Below are 22757 nucleotides of genomic sequence, written 5' to 3'. Positions count from 1 at the left end.
GGGATTACATTGTCAACAATTGTTATAGAAAATCTATCAAAACAATTTTCAAAGCGAAATAAGTCGATTGAAGCATTAAAGGATATCAATTTAACTATTCAAAAAGGAGAATTTGTTTGTTTATTAGGTCCTAGTGGTTGTGGAAAAACTACATTGTTACGTATTTTAGCCGATCTAGACACACCTTCATCAGGCCATGTTTCCCTACCAAATACAAATGGTGACAAGCCGATACAATCTATGGTATTTCAAGAGAACGGTATTTTTCCATGGCTTACAGTGGAAGAAAATGTAGCTTTTGGATTAAAAATGAGAAATATTCAATCTGCAATTGTAAAAGAACGAACAGCTTATTATTTAGATAAAGTTGGGTTAACTAAGTTTAAGTATTTATATCCTAAGGAATTATCTGGTGGAATGAAACAACGTGTAAGTATTGCACGCGCTTTTGCCAATGATCCAGAGATATTATTAATGGATGAACCATTTGCTGCATTAGATGAACAAAATAAGTTTATCTTACAAGAAGAATTACTCCAAATCTGGCAAGAAACAAATAAAACAGTACTATTTATTACACATAGTATTGATGAAGCATTATTACTAAGCGATCGCATTCTTCTAATGAGCTCACAACCAGGAACGATTGCAAAAGATATACCAATAGAAATAACTAGGCCTCGAACTATTGAAAAAGTAAGATCAGATCCAAATATGACAAGAACATTTTTAGATGTATGGGAACATTTACAAAGTGAAGTAAATCATTCGAAATTATTGGAGGATTAATGATGAAAAAAAGAATTATCCTGTTCTTAAGTATTGGTTTCATTCTATTGTTAGTTGCCTGTAACAAATCTACAAATACGGAGACAAATAGTGAAGACCCACTTGCTCCTTTACCCGAAAAAGCCAAAGTAGTCATTGCAGAAGATGGTTCTGCATCAGGTGCTGGTTTTTATATCGCTAAAGATAAAGGTTATTTTGAAAAATATAATATCGAAGTGGAATTTGCAACTTTTGGAAATAGCGATGAAATGCTTCCAGCAGTAGCTTCAGGAGAAGTAGATGTGGCTGGTGGAATCTCTTCTGCATCTTTTTTTAACTCGATTGCACAAGGAATTGATGTGCGATTTATTGCAGATAAAGGCCATAACAATGTTGGTAGCTCCTATTTCACATTTGTGGTGAGAGAAGATTTACAAGATACGATTGTTAATTATGAAGATATTAAAGGTAAAAAAATTGCAGTTTCAACTGAAAATGCTGTTGATCATTATATTTATAATGAAATGTTAAAACATGCCGGTATTTCTACAGATGAGGTAGAATTTGTATTGATGAGTGATTTTGGTAATATGATGGCAGCAATGGGCAATAAACAAATTGATCTTGCATTACAAATTGAACCATTAATTACACAAGGTGAAAATCAATCGATTCATCAACGTTTTTTAGATGCAACAGATTATGCACCAGAAGCACAAATAGCAATGGTACTCGGTTCACCTAAATTTTTAACAGAGAGACGAGATGTCGCATTACGCTTTATGGCTGCTTATTTACAAGGTGTACGAGACTATCATGATGTATTTATTAAAGGAATCGATGATGATGGAGAAGTGATTTCAATAATGGCAAATCATACCGCATTAAAAGATACCGAACTATGGAAAGAAGTTGGAGTAACAGGACTTAATCCTAATGGTCATATTTTTGAAGAGGATGTCGAAAAGCAATATCAATTCTATAAAGACAACGGTGCAATTGTAGGAGAATTAGATTTTGATCAAATTATTGACATGTCCTTAGTAGAAGAAGCTATTGAAATTATTGGAACATATGAAGAATAGCATGAATAAAAAAAGTAAAAATTATTCATATCCCTACTAATACAGTTGGATTTAATCCCTATATTTGGTATACTAATCTTATACAGATAAGCATTTGTTTTCATATAAATGGTATCGTCACTCACTTGTTTAGAAAACGTATGCTTTATTGTGGCAAAACACATACCAGAATATATATGGAAAGGGGTTAAAGGAGAAATGAATGTATTAGATGCAATTAAACAAAGACGTGAAATTTCAAAATTCGAAGACAAAGCGATTGAAACAGAAGTACTCAAAAAAGTGATTGATGCAACTTACTATGCTCCTACAGGAAATAACTTACCATCTAAAGATATTATTGCTGTTACAACGAAGGAAACACTTGTTACTTTAGAAGCTACCACACCATTTATGAAATGGATGAAGGAAGCAAAAGCTGCCATTGTCATTACAGGTAGACCAGATATAAGTAAATATTGGTTACAAGATGCTTCCATAGCTGCTGGTTATTGTTGGTTAGAAGCAGTTGAGCAAGGTCTAGGTGCAGCATTTGGAGCGGTTTACCATGCAGAAGATCAACAAGAATCCGAGAAAAGAGAATCGCATGTTAGAAAGACATTAAATATTCCAGAGAACAGACGAATTGTCGCAATTATTGGTATGGGATATCCTGCAGAAGTCAAACCACCTAAAAAGTTATTGCCGAAAGATGAAATGGTGCATTACGAGAAATTTCAATAACATATAGATTTTATTATACAAAAGAAGACGAGCAAGTTATATCGCTCGTCTTCTTTTCTTCATTCAACCATTCGTTTATCTAAATCAATTAGTAATTACCGTTATTTGTTTTCAAACCAATTATTAGCTATTGTTTGTTTAAACCAATAATAACTATCTTTTTTCGTTCTTTCTAATGTTCGATAATTGACATGTACGATACCAAAACGCATCGTATATCCTTCGGCCCATTCAAAGTTATCCATTAATGACCATGTTAGATATCCTTTAATATTCACTCCAGATGAAATTGCACGATGTAATGCAGTTAAATGTTGTTCTAAATAACTAATGCGACCAACATCTTTCACCCTACCATTCTCTACTTCATTGTTGTAACAAGATCCATTTTCCGTAATATATATAGGAACATCACCATAGTTATCTTTGATTCTACATAACACTTTATAAAAACCTTCAGGGAAAATTGGCCAACCTATATCTGTTCGTTCATAATTCAATTCAACTAATTCCCAGTCTAGTAAACTTTCATTTTCCTTATATCTCGCTACATGACCTGTATAATAATTAATTCCTATGAAATCGATTGGTTGGTGGATAACTTCCATGTCACCATCTTCAATCTCTAAATGTACACCTTTATTGGCAAACCAATCTAGCATAAATTGTGGATAAGAACCTTTAAATACAGGATCCATAAACCATTCTAAGTACCAAGCAATTTCACGATTACATGCATCAATATCTTGTTGACGATTGCTATATGGTTCTAACCATGTTGTATTCGGTGCAATTCCTATTTCACCATCTACATTCAAATCGCGAAACTTTTGCACTGTTTTACCATGTGCGACAAGTAAATGGTGAGAAATCTGAGTAGCTAATTGTAAATCTTTATTTCCTGGTGCATGCACTCCGATATAATTAGATAAAAATGAGATACACCATGGCTCATTTAATGTAATCCATTGTTTAATTTTTCCTGAAAATTCTTTAAACATAACCTCTGCATAGGCAACAAAAGCATCAATTGTCTCTCGGTTTCCCCAACCACCTTTGTCTTGTAGTATTTGAGGTAAATCCCAATGATATAAAGTACACATCGGTTCAATATCATTTGCAAGTAATTCATCAATTAGATTGTGATAATATTCCAAGCCTTCTTTATTCACTTCACCAGTGCCATTAGGAAAAATTCTTGGCCACGCAACAGAGAAACGGTATACCTTAATTCCTAATTCTTTCATTATTTGCACATCTTCCTTATAACGGTGGTAGCTGTCACATGCCACATCTCCATTATCACCATTTACTACATTACCAGGAGTTTTTGAGAATGTATCCCATATTGATACACCTCTTCCCCCTTCATTTACTGCACCTTCAATTTGATAAGAAGCAGTAGCCGCTCCCCATTTCATATCTTTTGGAAATTCAATAATTGTCATTTGCTTTCCTCCATCATTATTATTTTATTTGCCAAATTCAAGGAAATCGGTTTCCTTTATGTGAAATAAAAAAAGTATGAAGTAAAAGCAAAACGAACATAGACATTTTAAAAATAGATACGAACGTTTTGCTATTGTATATCAAACTTTTCCAATCACATAAAAACCTTTTATTAATATTACTCTCATTACTATTATCATATATATTCACGCATATTGCAAACGTTTTTACAAATAAATTGTTCACTATTTTCCTATTCACAAACGATTATTCGCAATAATTTTTATAGTACTGCTGTAATCCATGTCTTTGCCATTAACATATTGCCAATACTATTCATATGTACACCATCAATTGTAACAGGTTGTTTATGCGTACTTTGTAAATATGCGATAAATTGTTCATGTGTATGTACGACCGTTGCTTCAAATTCTTCAGCTAATTTGTGGATGACAGCTACATATTTCTTTAACTTTACATTACCTTCTGCTTGCATGTCTTCTTCAATGATTGTAGGTTCCATTAGAACAATTTGCTTATCTTTTATTGTTTCCAGAAGTTCACGATAGATTTGTTCAAACAATTGCGGATCTACTTGCTCTAATTCAGGATGATCAAGTTGTCTCCACACATCATTAATACCAATAGAAACAGATATGATATCTGGATCTAATTCCACTACATCTTCATTCCAGCGCTTCTTCAAATCAATAATACGATCTCCACCAACTCCACGATTATATATATCCCATTCTTTATTTGGATAGGATACTTTCAAATAATCATGTACAATTCTAACATAACCTGTACCGATATCTTCCTGATCTTCATGACGACCCCACTCTGTAATGCTGTCACCAATAAATAGAAGTTTATTTTTGTCTTTAAACAATTTTTTCACCTTCATTTTTTAAGTATGGATAGTAAACTAGTGAATCTGTTCCACTAGTTTACTTTTTTCACATATAGAATTATTTATCTTTAGCATACCATTCTCGAACAATTTGTTCAGCCTTTTTACCATAAATATCAAAGTCTAAGTCTTGTTTTGCTTCTTCTAATGGATAAAGAGTTGCCTTCCAGTCCCACCAAAAGAACCCACTAAACCATTCTTTATTCCAGAACACTTCAAAAACAGATTGATAGAAATTTGCTTGTTCTTCTTCATCAAATGGTAGTTCTGTATGAAGGAAATCCCACGGCATTGTTGCACATCCTCTCGCACTGCGGCAACCGATTTCCATAAAGATAATTTGTTTATTGTACTTATTTGCTAACTTCTCTAATTTTTCGCTGACTTTTACCCATTCTTTCTTCATATTTTCTACGGAATCACCTGGTTGTTTTGCAACTGGATAATAGGCGCTAGTACCAATATAATCTACTGCATCAAACCACTCTACCCCTTCTTCTTTACCGTGATTAGCATTATAAATAATCGGTCCATTATAAATATTTCTAACATTTGCAATTACTTCGCGCCATTTAGTTATTTGAGACTCTGTATTAATCATTTCACAACCAATACAGAACATTTCACATTCCAATTCCTCCGCTAACTCTGCATAATGAAGTAAAAAATGATTATATGATTGGAACCATTTATCCCATTTTTCTGTTGCTTCTTCGGGAAAGCCAATCCTTGCACGCCAAATACCATCACGACAATTTACTACAGGTTTTAAGCATACCTTTAACCCTAACTTTTTCGCTTCATGTACTGCAAATATAATATCTCTGTCAGTCATTGTATGACCATAGTCAAAGTGAATGTCGGTATCTGAATACGTATCTTGTAATGCAAAGAAAGATAATGCAATCCATTCACTTCCTGTTTCTCTTAACTTTTTCAATGATTCTACTGCTTCATTCGTTCGATATACTCCTCTAACAGTATTCCATCCATAAGTCATCCCTTTTACAAATACTGTATCCATTTAGATCACCCTTCATTTGTAATGTGATATATACTACGTACCTTTAATTGTTCCTCTAATTGTTGTTTTGTCAGACTACTTTTCTCAACAGTAATTTCTTTTGTTTTTCCTTTTGATAAGTCAAAATAATTATCACTGAAAACAGCATCCGTATCTAAATCAAGTTCGATATATTTTGTGAATGCTTCCGTTTTTACATGAATAACAAATGAATCCTCTAATTCCTCTATTTCTGTTTGAATAAATGGATTATTGAATTGAAAGTGTTTAGCCTTTACAAAAATGACAGACGTCTCACTGTGTAATTGGTCATTTAGATATAATTCTGCTTCCAAATATGTGTGATATTTATTATCTCCTTGTAATTCTTCTATTACGTCTATTGTTTCAAAAGATTTAGCTGTTAATGCAGATAGCACGACATCTGTTGTACCTTCTTTTAAGACTGTGTTGTCATTGTTTTTCAGACGCCAAACAATTTTCCCTCTCACTTCTGATAACGTATCGTTTGTTACATAGATAGATGCATTTGTTTCGCTCTCTTCAATAGATAACAATATTGGCTCATAGAATTTCTTCGCAAAATAGTGAAGAGCTTTCCAACGGCCGTAATAATCGACACTTGACCAAGAGGCAACAGGCCAACAATCATTTAATTGCCAGTATAATGAACCCATACATCTACCTAAATTACGACGCCAATGTTCTACACCATATTTAATTGCTTCAGCTTGAAGTAATTGAGATGTATAAATTAATGCGTCAAAATCTTTAGGATAAAGGAAATTTTCTGATAAGTAATATAATATTTTTCCATTTGCCGCATCATTTTTTTGATGATTTTCCATGACTCTTGAAAAGATATTTTTATCCTCTTCTAAAGTAAAACTATCAATTGTTTTCATTGATGGAAACGATTGAAATCCGAATTCCGAACAAAAACGAAAATGATAATTGCGATATTCTGTAAATGGTTTTTCACCATGCCACACTTCCCAGTAATGCACATCACCTACATCAGGATCACGCGGTTGGTCAAAGCCACCACCTGATGACGGTGAACTAGACCAATAGAATGTTTGTGGACTATATTTAGCAACTAAATCTGGCAAAATGATTTCGAATAACTTGATATAATCACGACGCCAATCTGCCTTTTTAGGCCAACCCCAATATTCCATTGCTTCTTCTACTTCATTATTTCCACACCACATACCGATACATGCATGGTGTCTTAATCTTGTAATTTGGTCTATTGCTTCTTTTATTGCATTGTCTTCAAATTCTTTTGTTAAGCGATACACACTACATGCATACATAAAATCTTGCCACACGATAATTCCATATTGATCACACAAGTCATAGAAATAATCTTCAGGGTAATGCCCACCACCCCATACACGAATCATGTTGAAATTAGCTTTAACAGAATCGATAATTAATCTCTCTGTTTTATCTTTTGTTGTTCTTGGTAAAAGATTATCTTCTGGAATGTAGTTTGCACCTTTCATGAAAATCGGATAACCATTGACAACAAATGTGAATGATTTCCCCCATTCATCTCGTTCGTGCTTTACTTCAATTGTGCGTAACCCAATTTGTTTTACTATCCGATCAAGCGTATTGCCATCTTCTGTTAACACTACTTCTACTTTATATAAAGCTTGCTCACCATATCCATTTGGCCACCATAATATTGGATTAGTAATTGTAAAATTCACTGTTTGATGATTGTCTAATGATTGAACTAACTTTTCCCCATTAGGACTTGTAATAATTACTTTTCCTTCTACATGAGGTTGAGAAGCATAATTAACTTGCACCTTCAGATCCACACTATCTTCTTGATGATATTGTTCCATATAAACATCTGCTATCCTTGTTGTATTCCAACATACTAGTTCTACATCTCTCCAAATGCCTTGATCAGGTAGGCGTGGGCCCCAATCCCATCCAAACATACTATGTGACTTTCTTATGTGTGGATAACCTTCTACTGCATGTTCTACTCCAATTAATGGATCATTTATTTGCTTTTCTTGTATATCGTTTATCGGAGAGTGAATAGTCACTTCCAGTTGATTACTTTCTTTTTGAACAAATTGTTTTACATCAAATTCATATATTCGATGCATATTATTTGTATGTCCAATTACATTACCATTAAGTACGATTGTTGTGATTGTATCTAACCCATGAAATTTAATATACACATGCTCTGCATCCAATTGCGCTTGAGTTAAATCAAATTGTTTTTTGTATAGATACTCTTTTTTTGCGAGTTCAACACCAATCGGTTCATTCAGACGATAAAACGGATCTTCAATTTCGTTTGCTAGAAGTAATGTATGCAAGACAGAACTTGGTACATTTGTTGGATATTGTTTCTTTGTAGATGGATCAATTAAGGTCCAGTCATTATTAAGTAGTATTTTTTCCATCATTTCACCTCATAACTATTAGTTAGAAAGTAAGTCGTATTATCTGATTTAGATAACACGACTTATCTCTAGTCATTATTTTGTTTGATAATATTCTTTAATTACTTTTTCTGCCTCTTTACCGAACACTGCATAATCCATATCGTTTGTTGCTTTTGATTCAGGATATAGGATTGCTTTCCAATCCCATAATCCAAACCCTTTCACCCAATCACGCTTACTTGTTACTTCAAACATTTCTTTATAAAACTCTCTTTGTTCCTCTTGATTACATTCACCTTCTAAATTCCAATCATTCGGTACTTGAGAAGAACCTGTTCGACTAGGACACCCAGCTTCTGCAAAGAAGAATGGTTTATTGAATGGTTTGATAATTTTTTCAATACGATTTAATTGGTTTTCCCAATCACCCATTGGATAATAGCCACTTGATGATATGACATCGACCTCATCCCACCAAGATACATTTCCTTCTTGATATTTATCCGTGTTATACGTAATTAGTCCACTATACTCATTACGCACGTCTCTGATTAATTGACGCCATTCTTTTTCTTTGCGTTCTGTTTGAACCATTTCACACCCAACAATCAACATTTCTGCATTTGTTTGTTCAGCGATTTTGGCATAGTGAAGTTGGTAATCTGTATAACTCTTAAACCAATCTTTCCATTTCGGTTCACACGGCACATCTATATCAAAGAAATTAATATGCGCTCGCCAAATTCCATCTGCAGGATTCACTGTTGGTTTAATCATTACCTTTAAATGTAGAGAACGCGCATACTCAATCATTTCTAGTAACTCATCGTCTGATACCATATGTGTACCTGTATAGTCAACTTCTGTAGAGAAAGCTGTCTCTTGTGATGCTGCTAATGCAAATATTACATACTCACTTGCTGTTCTTTCTTTCATCAATTTTAATGATTCTTTTGCTTCTGGTTTGAGAAAATCACCTTTTTTTGCTCCCCAACCATACGTAAAACCTTTAATAAATTCCATAAATATACTCCTTATTTGACTGATCCTGATGTAAGGCCATTATATATATATTTTTGTAATGCGATAAAAGCAATTAATGTTGGAATAATCGCTAACATAATTCCAGCACAAATGACTTCCCATTCTGATCCATATGGCCCTTTAAATTTAAATAGTGCAGTAGAAATTACGTGTAAATCACTTTTTGGCATATAAAGGAATGGTGTATAGAAATCGTTATATACGTTAATACCTTTTACAATTATGACTGTAACAATTGCTGGCTTTAATAAAGGTAGTATGATTTTACGATAAATCGTAAAATATGACGCACCATCAAGCATTGCTGATTCATCAAGGGATACCGAGATTGAATTCATAAATTGTAAGAAAATATAGATCGCAATGATATCTGTACCAAGATACAACACAATTGCTGCCCACATTGTATTAAATAAACCTAATCCATTCACAATTTGAAATGTTGCTACCTGTGTGGTTACACCAGGAATTAATGTAGCTAATAGAAAAGCACCAAGAATAATCTTACTTCCTTTGAAGTTAAATCGATTCAAGACAAATGCTACCATTGATCCAATAATTGTCGTTCCAAAAATAGAAATTAACAAAATGATAATCGTATTTTTAAAACCCGTTAACATATTTCCTTCCACAAACGCTCGTTTGAAGTTTTCAAAATTTGTCCAATCGGATGGAGGAGTTAACGGTCCTGTTGTTGTATACTCCGTGCCTGTTTTGAATGCTGCAAAAAATACAATTAAGATTGGTAAAATTGCAGCAATCGCCCCTAGAATTAATGATGCATATTTTAATACACTACCTGTAAGATATTTTGCTTTCATCTTAATTCTCCTCCCCGAAGAATTTTCGCTGAATTGCTGTAACAATGATTACAATAAATAGTAAGATAACTGCCATTGCAGAAGCTAATCCGATTTTTCCGTATTTAAATGCTGTGTCTACTGTTTGAATAACGAATGTTGCACTACCATTTGAACCACCAGTCATAATATATGGAATTTCAAATGCACTTAATGCACCACTTATTGCCAAAATCAAGTTAAGAGACACAATAATTTTAATACTTGGTAAGATGATATAGATAAATTGATGCCACTTATTTGCTCCATCAATCTCTGATGCTTCATAAATATCATTAGGTATAGATGAAATAGCACCAAGGAAAATAATGAAGTTAAAGCCCATATATCTCCATACTGAAGTTCCTGCAAGCGAGATATTAATCATATCTGGATTACCTAACCAATGTGTAATAATGGCATCTAATCCAATTGCTTTAAGTACTGTATCCAATCCACCGTCTGGTTGGAAGAATAACAAGAACATAAAACCAATTGCCACACCATTTAATAAGTATGGGAAGAAGATAACTCCTTTAAAGAAATTCTTCATTCGAACTTTGAAACTTAGGATTGTTGCAAAATATAACGCAATCCCCATTTGTGCAAATGTAGCAAAGAAATAGTACAAACTGACTGCAAAAACTCTAAAATACTCTGGATCTGTAAAGACAGTTACGTAATTTTCGAAACCTACAATTTCTTTTTCACTAAATCCATTCCAATCTGTAAAACTGTACCAAAACATATTTGCTACAGGCAAAAATGAGAATGTCGCAAGCAATCCTAACGGTACAATTAAAAACCCTACAATAATAATGATTCGTTGTTGTTTATATGATAACTTCGAAAACATAATAGTTGTCGCACCTCCTGGTAAAAACTAAATGAAATTTAAAATGTTACAAACACTTCTAACATTTCATTTAATTTTCACTTTTCTCTGTTTTTAACTTAATAAAGGACACTATTCACCATTTCTAGTGAATAGTGTCAATATTAATTATTCACCCATTACTTTTTCGTATGCAGCTTTCCAATCTTCATTCCAACTGTTCATTACATCATCAAATGACATATCGCGATTACCAATAGCTGCTTCAATTAATATCTTCTTATTAGGTTCTAACCATAGACCTACTTCAGATTCTTTATCAATTTCGTCTAATTTTCCTTCTTTTCCTTCAGGAGCAGGAGTTAACATAGAGAATTGTGCACCTGCAGCTTCTGCTTCAGCTAACGCTTCAGGTAATGGTACATCTTTAGAAGCACTAATTCCACCAGCTTGTTCAACTGAATATCCTGATTCGTGAATAAACCAGTCTACCCAAGCAAATGCTGCTTCTTTTTGATCACTATTTTTGTTAATAGAGATATTTAAGTCCGCACCTAATGAGAAAATTGTATCCTCTGCGTCAGTAGGGAATGCCATAATTGCAATATCATCACCATTCTCACCAGCACCCTGAACTTGCTCAAGCGCCCATGAACCTAATACCATTGTAGCGATTTCACCATTGTTCATACGTACTTTAGAAGCTTCCCAATCTGTTGTAAGTGGATCTGCTTCAATTAATCCTTTCTCTGCTACATCATACATTAGTTTATAATGTTCATAATGTGGATCACCTTCATCAAATGGTGTAGGGTCTTCCAACATATCTACATTATAATAATCTACATTTCCTGCCGTTGTTGAAATAGCACCTTCCCATTGTGTTAATGGCCAACCTGCAGCGTAGTTTGTATACAATGGAATTGCATCTGTGTTATCTTTCACTTTTTGTAATGCATCAATAAATTCAGCTTGTGTTTTCGGTAATTCTGTTACACCCGCTTCTTCAAATACTGCTTTGTTGTAGATGATTCCTGTATATGTTACAGCAATAGGAATACCGTACACTGTACCATCCACTTCACGCTCTTCCACACCTAAGTATTTCTCTTCCATCTCATCCAATGTACCTAATGGCTCAAAGAAATTCGGAATATCTTCGATCGGAACCTGTACAGGAAGATATTGCACATCTCCATAATCTTCTGTGTTCATACGTGGCATAATTTCTCCACCGTAATCTGTCAACGCTTCAAAACTTACATTTACATTCGGATATTTCTCATTGAATTTGTCTTTATACTCTTGATACACTGTATCCACGATATCTGTTCTGTGTGTGATGACAGTAATATCTCCTTCAATTTCTGACGGGTCTTTATCTTTCCATGCTTCATACAGTGGTTTGTCATCTCCTGTTGTTTCCCCACCATTTCCGTTACTATCTGATGAAGTATCCTCACCATCAGATGAACAACCTACAATAATTCCAACTAATAACAACATACTTACAAGTAACAGCATAAGTCTCTTGTTCATAATTTTACCCCTCTCTTTTTCGTTAAGTTAACGTTAAAGTAACTTATAAATAAATAATAACCTGTAACCGTTTTCTAGTCAAGTGCTTTTTTAAAAAAATTACTCAAATTTACTTTATCGTTGTCTTTACTTGTATATATTCATCATTAAGTATTTTATACTTGTTTTTTAGTTATAAGTTTATGAACAATCGCAAAAAAAAGAGTAGCATATAAGCATTGCTACTCTCTCACGGTATTATTATAGATATAAATGGAACTTATACCATATAACGCTGGGACAAATGCTAAAAAAGCAACTAAATTCCAGATGCCAATCCCTATACATATTGTAAAGACAGCCAGTAAATACAGTGTTTGCTGCGGTTTTTTAATAATATCTAAAAAACCAACTATAAAAGCATGCTTCATATCACTATACACCAATCGTCTTTGGTGAGATGCATTACTTGTGACTAACAATAACAAAATAACCATATACAGCAAAACAATATATAAAATAAGTTGAAGTGATCCAACCATCCCATTTACAAAGTATAGGGAAGTCGCCAATATTATAAGTAGAAAAGAAACCACAAATGAACTTCCTTTATGTTGCTTATACAATTGGAACTTACTTTGATACAATCGCCTAATTTCTTCATCACTTTTCAAATGATATATCAAACGAGACACTTCCATCAACGTCACAATTGCAGGTATGAAACTATAAATAAACATCCCCCTAATTATATATAGCCAAAAGTAAAAACTAATGATAATTAGATTATATACAGTTGTTAATATTTTTTGTAACGTAATGACCGCCCCCCTTTCATTTAATTGTGGTGCATTACATTTTTTCGCAAGCAAAAACGAACCTTCCTTTAAATCTCTATAGAAAAGTTCGTCACCTTCACTCATTTAGGCAATTTTGCAACAGATTCTCGATAAATAATACTTCCCTTTACAGATACTCTTCCATTTCTTGTGCTATCATCTTCCATTTTGTCACAAATGAATTTCACTGCATTTCTAGCCATTTCTTCCACATCTACTTCAACTGTTGTTAGATTAGGTGTAGTTAAAGTTGCGTAAATATCGTTATCAAATCCAACTACAGAGCAATCTTCTGGAATACGAAATCCATTTTTTTGTAGGTGTTCAATTAATAAATTAGCAACTTGGTCACAATTACAAACAAACGCTGTTGGCATTTGTTCTGGTAAGTCAAATGTGATAAATGTGCCTAATTCATCACGATCTTTAATCACATAATCATTCTTTAATTCAATTTTATGTTCAAGTAATGATTTATAATATCCGAGGAAACGGTCTTGTATACTGCTAGTAGCAAACAAATTCCCTACATAAGCAATGTCTCTATGACCTACGCTAATTAAGTAATTGGTAATGTCATATGCACCATAGAAGTTATCTGTAATCACTGCATCAATGTCATCATTTTCATCATAAAAGTCCAAAAACACAATAGGCATTTCAATCTTTTTCATTTCAGCTATATATTCTTTGGATAATTGCCCTAACAAGATAAAACCATCTACTCTTCGTTCATGATAAATTCTAGGTAATTTTAACCCTTCTTCATCTTCCACAGATAAAATATGAATAATGCCGTAATAGCCACGTTCCTCTAATATCTTGACAATCGATTGATACATTTTTAAATAAAATGATTGAACCGCTCCAGTGAAGCGTTCAGGAATAATTACACAAACATTATATGACTTCCCATCCTTCATCGATTTTGCCATTGTATTATATCGATATCCCATCTTATCTGCTAATGCTTTTATCTTCTCTTTTAACTCGTCACTGACGCCTTCTTTGTCATTAAGCGCTTTAGATACTGTGACACTACTTACGTTTAATTTCTCCGCTATATCTTTCATTGTTACATTCGATTTCATCCAGTTCACCCCACACTATAGACCTCAACTACTTTACTATACCATTAAAAAGAGTAAATTACTTAACTTTTTACTTTATTTTTATTGATTTCAAACTAATTTTGTTTCACTCCTATACATAGATAGTTTTTCGACCTATTGTATGTATTTACAATAGGTCGAAAATGGATGAACTAAATTATTTTTATTTGTTTAATAACTGATTATTTTTCTCGACTAGCTCTTTACGTTGCTTTGCACTATCCAATGAACGATAAGGATCTTCTGGCGTACGGAATGTATAATCAATTAATTGATCAATGGTTGTTGTCGCTACGTGCATTCTTGTATCACTTGATGCATAGTAAATAAATACTTCATTATTTTCATTTACAATCGCTCCATTACAGAAGATAACATTAGACACATCTCCCACTCGCTCATTTTCGTATGGCGCTATGAAATGTCCTCCTGGTAATGCGATTAACTTAGTTGGGTCTTCTAAACTTGTCGCAAATGTATATAGCACATAGCGTAAGCCAGCAGCTGTATTTCTAACACCATGCGCAATATGAATCCAACCTTTGTCTGTTTTAATTGGTGCAGGTCCTTGACCATTTTTCACCTCATAAACAGTATGATATTTCTTACCATGAATTACTTTTTCTTCTGTAATTACTGGATTTAAAATATCTTCAGTTAAACCAAATGCGATTCCTCCACCAGATCCAGTCGAAATAAATCCATCTTGAGGTCTTGTATAGAATGCATACTTTCCATCAACAAACTCAGGATGTAATACCACATTTCTTTGTTGTGGTGATGGTGTCTTAATATTAGGTAGTCTTTCCCATTCTTTTAAATCTTTTGTTCGTACAAGTCCTGCTTGCGCTACTGCACTAGATGTGTCAAATTCAGGCGCATCTGGATCTTTACTTTCAGAACAATAGATACCATAAATCCAACCATCTTCATGCTTTACTAAACGCATATCATAAATATTGGTCTCATCATTATCTATATCTTCCCAAACTAATGGTGTATCTATAAATTGGAATTGATCTACACCGTTATCACTAACCGCTAATGCGAAAATAGATTTACGATCCACACCTTCAAGTCTTACTACCATATAATATTTTCCTTCGTGGTAGATTGCTCCGGCATTAAACGTCGCATTCACTCCAAGACGCTCCATAAAGAATGGATTCGATTCTTTATCTAAATCAAAACGCCAATGCAATGGTACATGGTGTCTTGTTAATGCAGGATACTTATATTTTGTATACACACCATTATAAAAACTCGTGTCTATTTCATTCTTTATATTAAGTAATTCCTCTTGTTTTTTTAATAACTCATAATATTTTTCATGTATCATATTCTAGTCATCCTCTCGATAAATTCTAAACAAAATCTTCCATTATGGTAAGAAGTTTTCCATGGTTCACCAACTGATTTTTCCGTTGGTTTGCCGTCTTTCTCAATGGACCAATACCATTCTCCATTAGCTCGTTCATCCACTATATTTTCTTTAATATAGTCCCAAAGTTTCTCTATAATCACTTCAAATTTCGGGTCTTTTGTATGCTCCCATGCATTCAAGTAACCTACCATTGCTTCTGCCTGAACCCACCAAATTCTTGTGTAATCATATGCATCTTCAACTTGTTCATTAATTAAAGAACCATCTTCTTGCATTGCATAATCCGCAATATTGTAAGCAATATCAAGTACCATTTCATCGTATTTCTCATTTTTCAAACCGATTGTCTTTATTGCTTCATCCAACAACCAACTCGCTTCAATATCATGACCAAATGACTTCATATTAACTAGTTCATTCCAATTCTTATCAAAAAATACGCCTAAAAATTTTGTTTCTTCGTTATAAATTTTGGTGTAATGAATCTCAATCAAATCTGTTAAGCGTTGTTTAAGTACATCTGTTGGATATGCTTTGTAGAAATTGGTATATGCTTCAAGGATATGAATATGTGTATTCATTGTAATTTCAGCAATTACACCGTTTTCACTTAACATCTCATTCGACTGTTCATTCCAATTACGATCAAATTCTTCGCGATATGCACCATTAGATGCGTCATACCCTTTTTCTTCAATTAATTGAAAAATATCAAATGCTAATGTTAATGCCTCTTCATTCTTAGTAATTCTGTAGTACTCACTTAATGCATACAATGCAAATGATTGTGCATAAATGTGTTTTCTCGTATCTTTCGGCTGTCCTTTGTAATCAACTAACCAATACATTCCTTTGTAATCTGGATCTATTAAATAATCTCGCATAAATACATATAAGTGTTCTGCACATTCTAAATATTTCTTATCTTTCGTCACACGATATGCGGATGAGAATGTCCAAAGAAATCTAGCAGTTGCGATGCCACCTTTATCAGCAACTTTATTCACTTCTAAATCATAGCCCACTTCACCATAAAATCCACCATTTTCTTCATCCTTTAACTTCATCCAAAATGGCAATATTTTATTCGCTAGATGTTGCTTTATTTCTAAGAATAATTTGTCCATTAAAATATAGCTCCCTTTATGTTTATCGATAACTTAATAATTAAATAATAATTAACCTAATTCCATTTGTCAATCTATTTAAAGGATTTTTACTTATTGGCAAAAAGTATTTTTTCACCTTAGAAAAAAGGTCATCGTTTTCATCACAAGACGATAACCCTTTTGATTAATTAATTTTTACTATTTTCTACTACTTTAAATTTCTCAAAATTTTGGTCTAATATTGTTGCCATTGATGTTAATTCTTCAGAAGTTGCAAGTAGTTGTTGCATTGCTGCATTTTGTTTTTCGACCATTGTCACAACATCCACTACACTCTGTGAGGACATTGTCGAAATAGATTCTATATTATCTGTCGCTTGGATGACAGCATTCATTTTCTGATCCGTTTTACTTATCGTTTTACGAATGTTCTCATTATAATTTTTTAATGCTTGAAATGATTGAAAGATAGTTTGAAATGATTGTTCTACATTCCCCACTTTATTTGCAGCGAGGTGTACAGCATCTGCACTTATTCCCATTTCAGTTACTGCTTTTTCGGTATCTTCAATCGACGTAGATATTAATGCTTGAATATTTTTCGTAGCTCCGGCTGTTTGTTCTGCTAATTTTCTTACTTCATCTGCAACAACAGCAAATCCAAGCCCGTGCTCACCTGCTCTTGCAGCCTCGATTGTTGCATTTAATGCTAACAGATTCGTTTTTGAAGAAATATCATGAATCATTTCTACAATTTTTTTAATTGCTACAGAATGCTCACTTAATTTTAGAACAACAGAAGATGTTTGTTGAACCGTTTCTTTTACAGTATGCATTTGTTCCATCGTTTCATTGACACGTACAGAACCTGTTTCTACTAATTGATTGACATCATTACTTAATGTTGTAATATTTTCCAGGTTATCTTGCACCCCATTCCATGATTGTTTCATCTCCACAATCACGTTATTCGCACTTTGTACAGATTCAACTTGTTGCTCACTTCCATCAGCTATTTTCTTCATTGTTGTTGATACGTCTTCATTTACTTCTGTCGTTTCTTCTGCATTTTCCCTTAATGTAATAGACATATTTGTAACAGTCTCTGTCATTTCTTGCAATTGTTTCATTGAGTCTTGTAGTTGATCTGCCATTTGATTCATCGCTTGTTGAATAATAGCAATTTCATCAGATCCGTTTGAAACTTCTCGCCTTACTGTTAAATCTCCACTTCCTAATTTAATAGAGAAATCAACTAGTTTTTTGAACTTTTTAGATAATCTTTTATTAACAATAAATAGTACGACAGATGATAAAATAATCGAGACAATATTTATTATTATAATCGTCAATATCGTGCTGCGAGATTGATTCGCTATTTCTTTCTGCAAAAGTGTCCTTTCTTCCATCATCATCTCATTTAAATTCTTTAATTCATTTATCGTATAGTTTCTAATTGTCGTTACTTTTTTATATAAGTCTGTTTGGACATATATATCGACACGTTCACCATTTTCTCTAAACGCCTCTGTATCTGGAATAATCTCATCATAGAATAAATCATCCATCTGTTCATTGTATGTAATAATTTTTTCATGTAATTTCTTTGTCTCTTCTGTATGCAATACATCTTCCAATTGCTTGATGTATGATACAAAAGTATCACTTTCCAAATCATAATCCTCAATCGTTGCGGTTGGATATTGTTCTGTCAAAATATCAGAAATAATAATCGATTTTTGCTTAAAAACAGAACCCATTTCTGAAATGACTATAGATGCATCACTTTTTTTATCTACATTGTTTGACTCATGTAACAAATTTTGAATAGATACAATTGTCATCACAGTAGAACAAACAAAAATTACAAGTACTACACTAAATAAAAATGCGTATTTTTTTGCTATAGTCATTGAAGATGTGCGCCACGTTATCTTCAACTTTAATTTTTTTCTCTTTCCCTTTTTCCATTTCTTCATCATTTTGAATCCCCTTTCATTACTAACTAAAAAAATAAATTTCCAATTTAATCATGAAATTTCACTAAAACCCATTCTATTTACCTAATCGATTAAGTAATATAATAATACTTTTGTCACATATTTGTCTAGTCTTTTTTTAAATAATTTAATATTCCTTTGACATATATTATATTTTTCAATATAGTAGTTTTAAGTTATCGTTAAACACATACAAAAGGAGGCTACAAAATGCCAATTACAGTAAATAAAAAGGAGTTATCTTTCCATCTACACAATGACCACATTAGTTATGTTTTTCGAGTCTTAGAGAAAAGTAAGCAACTAGAACATTTATATTTTGGTAAACGAATACATCAGCGTAATTCGTTTGCTCACTTAATTGAACGCGAGATTAGACCATCTACTAATCTATTTGAGGGTGACCATACATCTTCTCTTGAACATATAAAACAGGAATATCCTAGTTTTGGGTCAACTGATTTTCGTTATCCTGCACACTCAATTACGCGAGAAAACGGTGCACATATTACGAACTTCGTCTTTTCTGATTATCGCATTTTTAAAGGGAAGAGAACGCTAGATGGTTTACCGGCCACTTATGTAGAAAAAGAGGAAGAAGCAGAAACATTAGAAGTAGAACTATTTGATGAAGTATTACAATGCAAACTAATTTTATCCTATACGATTTTCGATAACCGTAAAGTAATAACTCGTCATGCAACATTCATCAATACAGGGACAGAAACCTATTATTTAGACAAAGCAATGAGCATGAATATCGATTTTCCAGATGATCAATATGACATGGTTCACTTACATGGTGCATGGGCTAGAGAAGGACATGTTGAGACTAAAAGATTGTCAAAAGGGATTCAATCTATTTATTCAAACCGCGGCGCAAGTAGTCATGTGTTTAATCCTTTTATTGCTTTGAAACGTTTTGATACAAATGAAAATAGTGGTGACGTGTACGGTTTTAGCCTTGTATATAGCGGAAATTTCTTAGCTCAAGTAGAAGTGGACACATATAATGTAAGTCGTGTCTCACTTGGTATAAATCCATTACAATTTAAATGGAAATTGTCAGCAGGTTCTAGTTTCCAAACACCAGAATGTGTGATGGTTTATTCAGATAGAGGCCTTAATGGCATGAGTCAAGCATTCCATACACTATATCGTGATCGTTTAGCACGAGGAGTATGGCGTGATACTGTTCGACCTATTTTAATTAACAATTGGGAAGCAACATACTTTGATTTCAATGAAGAAAAGGTTGTAGAAATCGCTCAAACCGCTCAACAATTGGGTATTGAATTATTTGTACTCGATGACGGTTGGTTCGGTAAAAGAGATGATGACACAAGTTCATTGGGTGATTGGTTCGAATATGAAGAGAAGTTACCAAACGGAATCAATGGTTTAAGCGAGAAAATTGAAGAACTAGGTATGCGCTTTGGTCTATGGTTTGAACCAGAAATGGTCTGTAAAGATACAAAATTGTTTGAAGAACATCCTGATTGGATTATTTCTACACCAAATTACAGCGCATCACATGGTAGAAATCAATTTGTCTTAGACTTCTCAAGAGATGATGTAGTCGATTATATTTTTGACTTAATGGATAAGATTATTGCTAAGTCTAAAATTTCTTATATTAAGTGGGATATGAATCGTCATATTACAGAAGCATATTCGAACAAATTAGCAAGCGATCAACAAGGTGAAGTATACCACCGATATATTTTAGGAGTATATAAATTATATGAACGTTTAATTGAGAAATATCCTAATATTTTATTTGAATCATGCGCTGGAGGCGGTGCTAGATTTGATCCTGGTATGTTATACTACGCACCACAAACTTGGACAAGTGACGATACAGATGCTGTTGAGCGATTGAAGATTCAATATGGTACTTCCATGGTATATCCATTAAGCGCTATTGGTAGCCATGTTTCTGACATTCCTAATCATCAAGTAGGTAGAAAGACGCCAATTGATACAAGAGCTGCTGTCGCTTACTTCGGCACATTCGGATATGAATTAGATATTACAAAACTATCTGATGAAGAAAAAGAAAAAGTAAAAGAACAAGTGGCATTTTTTAAACAACATCGTCATTTAATAAGAAGTGGTGCATTTTTCCGCTTAACTAGTCCATTTGAACAAAATGAAACAACATGGATGGTTGTGGATCAAGAGAAAGAGGAAGCACTTGTTGGATATTACAAAGTGTTAGCCAAACCAAATGAAGCATACGAGCGTATTAAATTAGTAGGGCTTGATTCAAACAAACTATATAGCATTAATAATCAAACAACGTATTATGGTAGTGAGTTAATGAATATCGGAATCATCCTTGCAGGTAATTATATTGATAGAGCAAATGAATATTGGGGTAGAGAACATCCTGGTGATTATCAAGCGAAATTATTCTATATCAAAGCAATAGGATAATTGATAAACAAAAGCGGATACACCCGGTTAGAAACGTAGCGACTGGAGTAAACCAACTGAGATAAAGGAATCACGGCGAGGTACGAACCGATGATGACTTATCGTAGGGTGGTTTACGAAGTCTAATAGTTTCTGGGTGCTATCGCTGGATAAACAAAAGCAGATACACCCGGTTAGAAACGTAGCGACTGGAGTAAACCAACTGAGATAAAGGAATCACGGCGAGGTACGAACCGATGATGACTTATCGTAGGGTGGTTTGCGAAGTCGCATAGTTTCTGGGTGCTATCGCTGGATAAACAAAAGCGGATACACCCGGTTAGAAACGTAGCGGCAAGAGAATTCTGTTAATACAAAAATCCAAACGATTCGCAAGCTATTTAACGAGTCGTTTGGGTTTTATGTGTATTATAAGGAAAGTGAGATATCACTCTATTTGGTAATCTTGAGATTTGATATGCGCTCGGCAACCGCTCTGGCATGTCCGTTTCTCTTTCCGTAGGTTTTTCCTCTAAGTCCCTAAAAAACAGATTTTGAAAAACTTAATAACTTCCATCGCTAATTTCATATGTGAAGAAAATATTTATGCCTTAACCTCTTTTATTCATCTTCATAAGGAATTCCCTTTATCACTCATCCCATGGTTTGGATATCGATAGATTCTGAATTAAATGTTTGTTTTGCTTTCGTTTTGCATTCCGCATTTCCACTCTCTCACTAGCAGTTTCATACAAAAACTTCTCTTCTTCTGTTTCTGGTATTACTTTCGGCACACGAACAGGCTTCTTATCATCTCCTAGTGCAACAAATGTAAGAAATGCAGTTGCCGCAAACCGTCTCTCACCAGTATCTAAATCTTCCGCAATGACTTTACAAAAAATCTCCATCGAACTCTTGCCGGTATATGTAACAAATGCTTCTAGGCATACAGAATCTGTTTGTAAAATTGGTGCAATAAAATGAACGGAATCAATAGATGCAGTCACACATTCTCTAACTCTTGCATGTCTTCTTGCCGCTAGAGCTGCACATGCATCCATCTTCTTCATCAATACACCACCAAATAAAGAATGATAATTATTTAAATCATTAATTAATACCAAATCTGTCTGTACGACACGTGTCTCTTTCATACGTTTTGTTTCCACTTTTTTTACATCTCCTAATTTATGCAATAGTACCTACACTCTATTATACCTTTTAGTCTAACAAATTAAACAAAGTGTTCGTATTACGTTAATCAAAAAAACTAT

At 33.6% G+C, this 22757-nt stretch carries 18 protein-coding genes; 4 read left to right on the top strand and 14 right to left on the bottom strand.

What is annotated here, in order from left to right; translation table 11 throughout:
• The first annotated feature begins 9 nt into the window (after positions 1–9).
• From ACFOZ1_RS13135 to ACFOZ1_RS13125, 3 genes are all read left to right on the top strand, one after another.
• Positions 10–789: an ABC transporter ATP-binding protein gene (locus ACFOZ1_RS13135; RefSeq protein WP_390199988.1), complete on the top strand. Its 780-nt coding sequence runs from the start codon at positions 10–12 to the stop codon at positions 787–789.
• Between the two features lie 2 nt (positions 790–791).
• Positions 792–1853 (top strand): ABC transporter substrate-binding protein, encoded by a 1062-nt coding sequence (locus ACFOZ1_RS13130; protein WP_390199986.1) that lies wholly within the window; start codon positions 792–794, stop codon positions 1851–1853.
• A gap of 198 nt (positions 1854–2051) precedes the next feature.
• Complete coding sequence (locus ACFOZ1_RS13125) at positions 2052–2576, top strand: nitroreductase family protein (protein WP_390199985.1); 525 nt, start codon at positions 2052–2054, stop codon at positions 2574–2576.
• Between the two features lie 101 nt (positions 2577–2677).
• Here the strand turns inward: ACFOZ1_RS13125 and ACFOZ1_RS13120 are convergent, their stop codons facing one another.
• The 13 genes from ACFOZ1_RS13120 to ACFOZ1_RS13060 all read right to left on the bottom strand — a co-directional run bounded on the left by ACFOZ1_RS13120 (position 2678) and on the right by ACFOZ1_RS13060 (position 19044).
• Entirely contained in the window at positions 2678–4024 is a 1347-nt protein-coding gene (locus ACFOZ1_RS13120; protein ID WP_390199983.1) for a GH1 family beta-glucosidase, read from the bottom strand.
• Between the two features lie 284 nt (positions 4025–4308).
• Positions 4309–4917 (bottom strand): SGNH/GDSL hydrolase family protein, encoded by a 609-nt coding sequence (locus ACFOZ1_RS13115; protein ID WP_390199981.1) that lies wholly within the window; start codon positions 4915–4917, stop codon positions 4309–4311.
• Positions 4918–4996: 79 nt separating this feature from the next.
• On the bottom strand, positions 4997–5962 hold the full coding sequence (locus ACFOZ1_RS13110) for a glycoside hydrolase family 113 (RefSeq protein WP_390199980.1): 966 nt from the start codon (positions 5960–5962) through the stop codon (positions 4997–4999).
• Between the two features lie 5 nt (positions 5963–5967).
• Positions 5968–8403, bottom strand: coding sequence for a beta-mannosidase (locus tag ACFOZ1_RS13105; RefSeq protein ID WP_390199979.1), 2436 nt, complete (start codon positions 8401–8403; stop codon positions 5968–5970).
• 75 nt (positions 8404–8478) lie between these two features.
• The gene (locus tag ACFOZ1_RS13100) at positions 8479–9408 is read right to left on the bottom strand and encodes a glycoside hydrolase family 113 (protein ID WP_390199978.1); all 930 of its coding nucleotides are present in this window, start codon (positions 9406–9408) and stop codon (positions 8479–8481) included.
• Positions 9409–9419: 11 nt separating this feature from the next.
• Positions 9420–10250 (bottom strand): carbohydrate ABC transporter permease, encoded by an 831-nt coding sequence (locus tag ACFOZ1_RS13095; RefSeq protein ID WP_390199976.1) that lies wholly within the window; start codon positions 10248–10250, stop codon positions 9420–9422.
• Position 10251: 1 nt separating this feature from the next.
• Complete coding sequence (locus tag ACFOZ1_RS13090) at positions 10252–11124, bottom strand: carbohydrate ABC transporter permease (RefSeq protein WP_390199975.1); 873 nt, start codon at positions 11122–11124, stop codon at positions 10252–10254.
• 147 nt (positions 11125–11271) lie between these two features.
• Complete coding sequence (locus tag ACFOZ1_RS13085; RefSeq protein WP_390200123.1) at positions 11272–12645, bottom strand: ABC transporter substrate-binding protein; 1374 nt, start codon at positions 12643–12645, stop codon at positions 11272–11274.
• Between the two features lie 218 nt (positions 12646–12863).
• Complete coding sequence (locus ACFOZ1_RS13080) at positions 12864–13493, bottom strand: YesL family protein (protein ID WP_390199973.1); 630 nt, start codon at positions 13491–13493, stop codon at positions 12864–12866.
• Positions 13494–13540: 47 nt separating this feature from the next.
• Entirely contained in the window at positions 13541–14551 is a 1011-nt protein-coding gene (locus ACFOZ1_RS13075; protein WP_390199972.1) for a LacI family DNA-binding transcriptional regulator, read from the bottom strand.
• 184 nt (positions 14552–14735) lie between these two features.
• Entirely contained in the window at positions 14736–15911 is a 1176-nt protein-coding gene (locus ACFOZ1_RS13070) for a glycoside hydrolase family 130 protein (RefSeq protein WP_390199971.1), read from the bottom strand.
• The gene (locus ACFOZ1_RS13065) at positions 15908–17083 is read right to left on the bottom strand and encodes an AGE family epimerase/isomerase (protein ID WP_390199969.1); all 1176 of its coding nucleotides are present in this window, start codon (positions 17081–17083) and stop codon (positions 15908–15910) included. The genes ACFOZ1_RS13070 and ACFOZ1_RS13065 overlap by 4 nt, the downstream gene beginning before the upstream one ends.
• A gap of 170 nt (positions 17084–17253) precedes the next feature.
• Positions 17254–19044: a methyl-accepting chemotaxis protein gene (locus ACFOZ1_RS13060; protein ID WP_390199967.1), complete on the bottom strand. Its 1791-nt coding sequence runs from the start codon at positions 19042–19044 to the stop codon at positions 17254–17256.
• Between the two features lie 231 nt (positions 19045–19275).
• Here ACFOZ1_RS13060 and ACFOZ1_RS13055 point away from each other — a divergent pair, with 231 nt between their 5' ends.
• A complete protein-coding gene (locus ACFOZ1_RS13055; RefSeq protein ID WP_390199965.1) occupies positions 19276–21504 on the top strand; it encodes an alpha-galactosidase in 2229 nt (742 codons plus the stop codon).
• Between the two features lie 629 nt (positions 21505–22133).
• Here ACFOZ1_RS13055 and ACFOZ1_RS13050 read toward each other — a convergent pair.
• The gene (locus ACFOZ1_RS13050) at positions 22134–22652 is read right to left on the bottom strand and encodes an acyl-CoA thioesterase (RefSeq protein WP_390199964.1); all 519 of its coding nucleotides are present in this window, start codon (positions 22650–22652) and stop codon (positions 22134–22136) included.
• Between the last annotated feature and the right edge of the window lie 105 nt (positions 22653–22757).

The organism is Gracilibacillus marinus (genome assembly GCF_042651725.1).
Lineage (GTDB): Bacteria > Bacillota > Bacilli > Bacillales > Amphibacillaceae > Gracilibacillus > Gracilibacillus marinus.
This window is presented reverse-complemented; position numbering and strand designations above follow the sequence as displayed.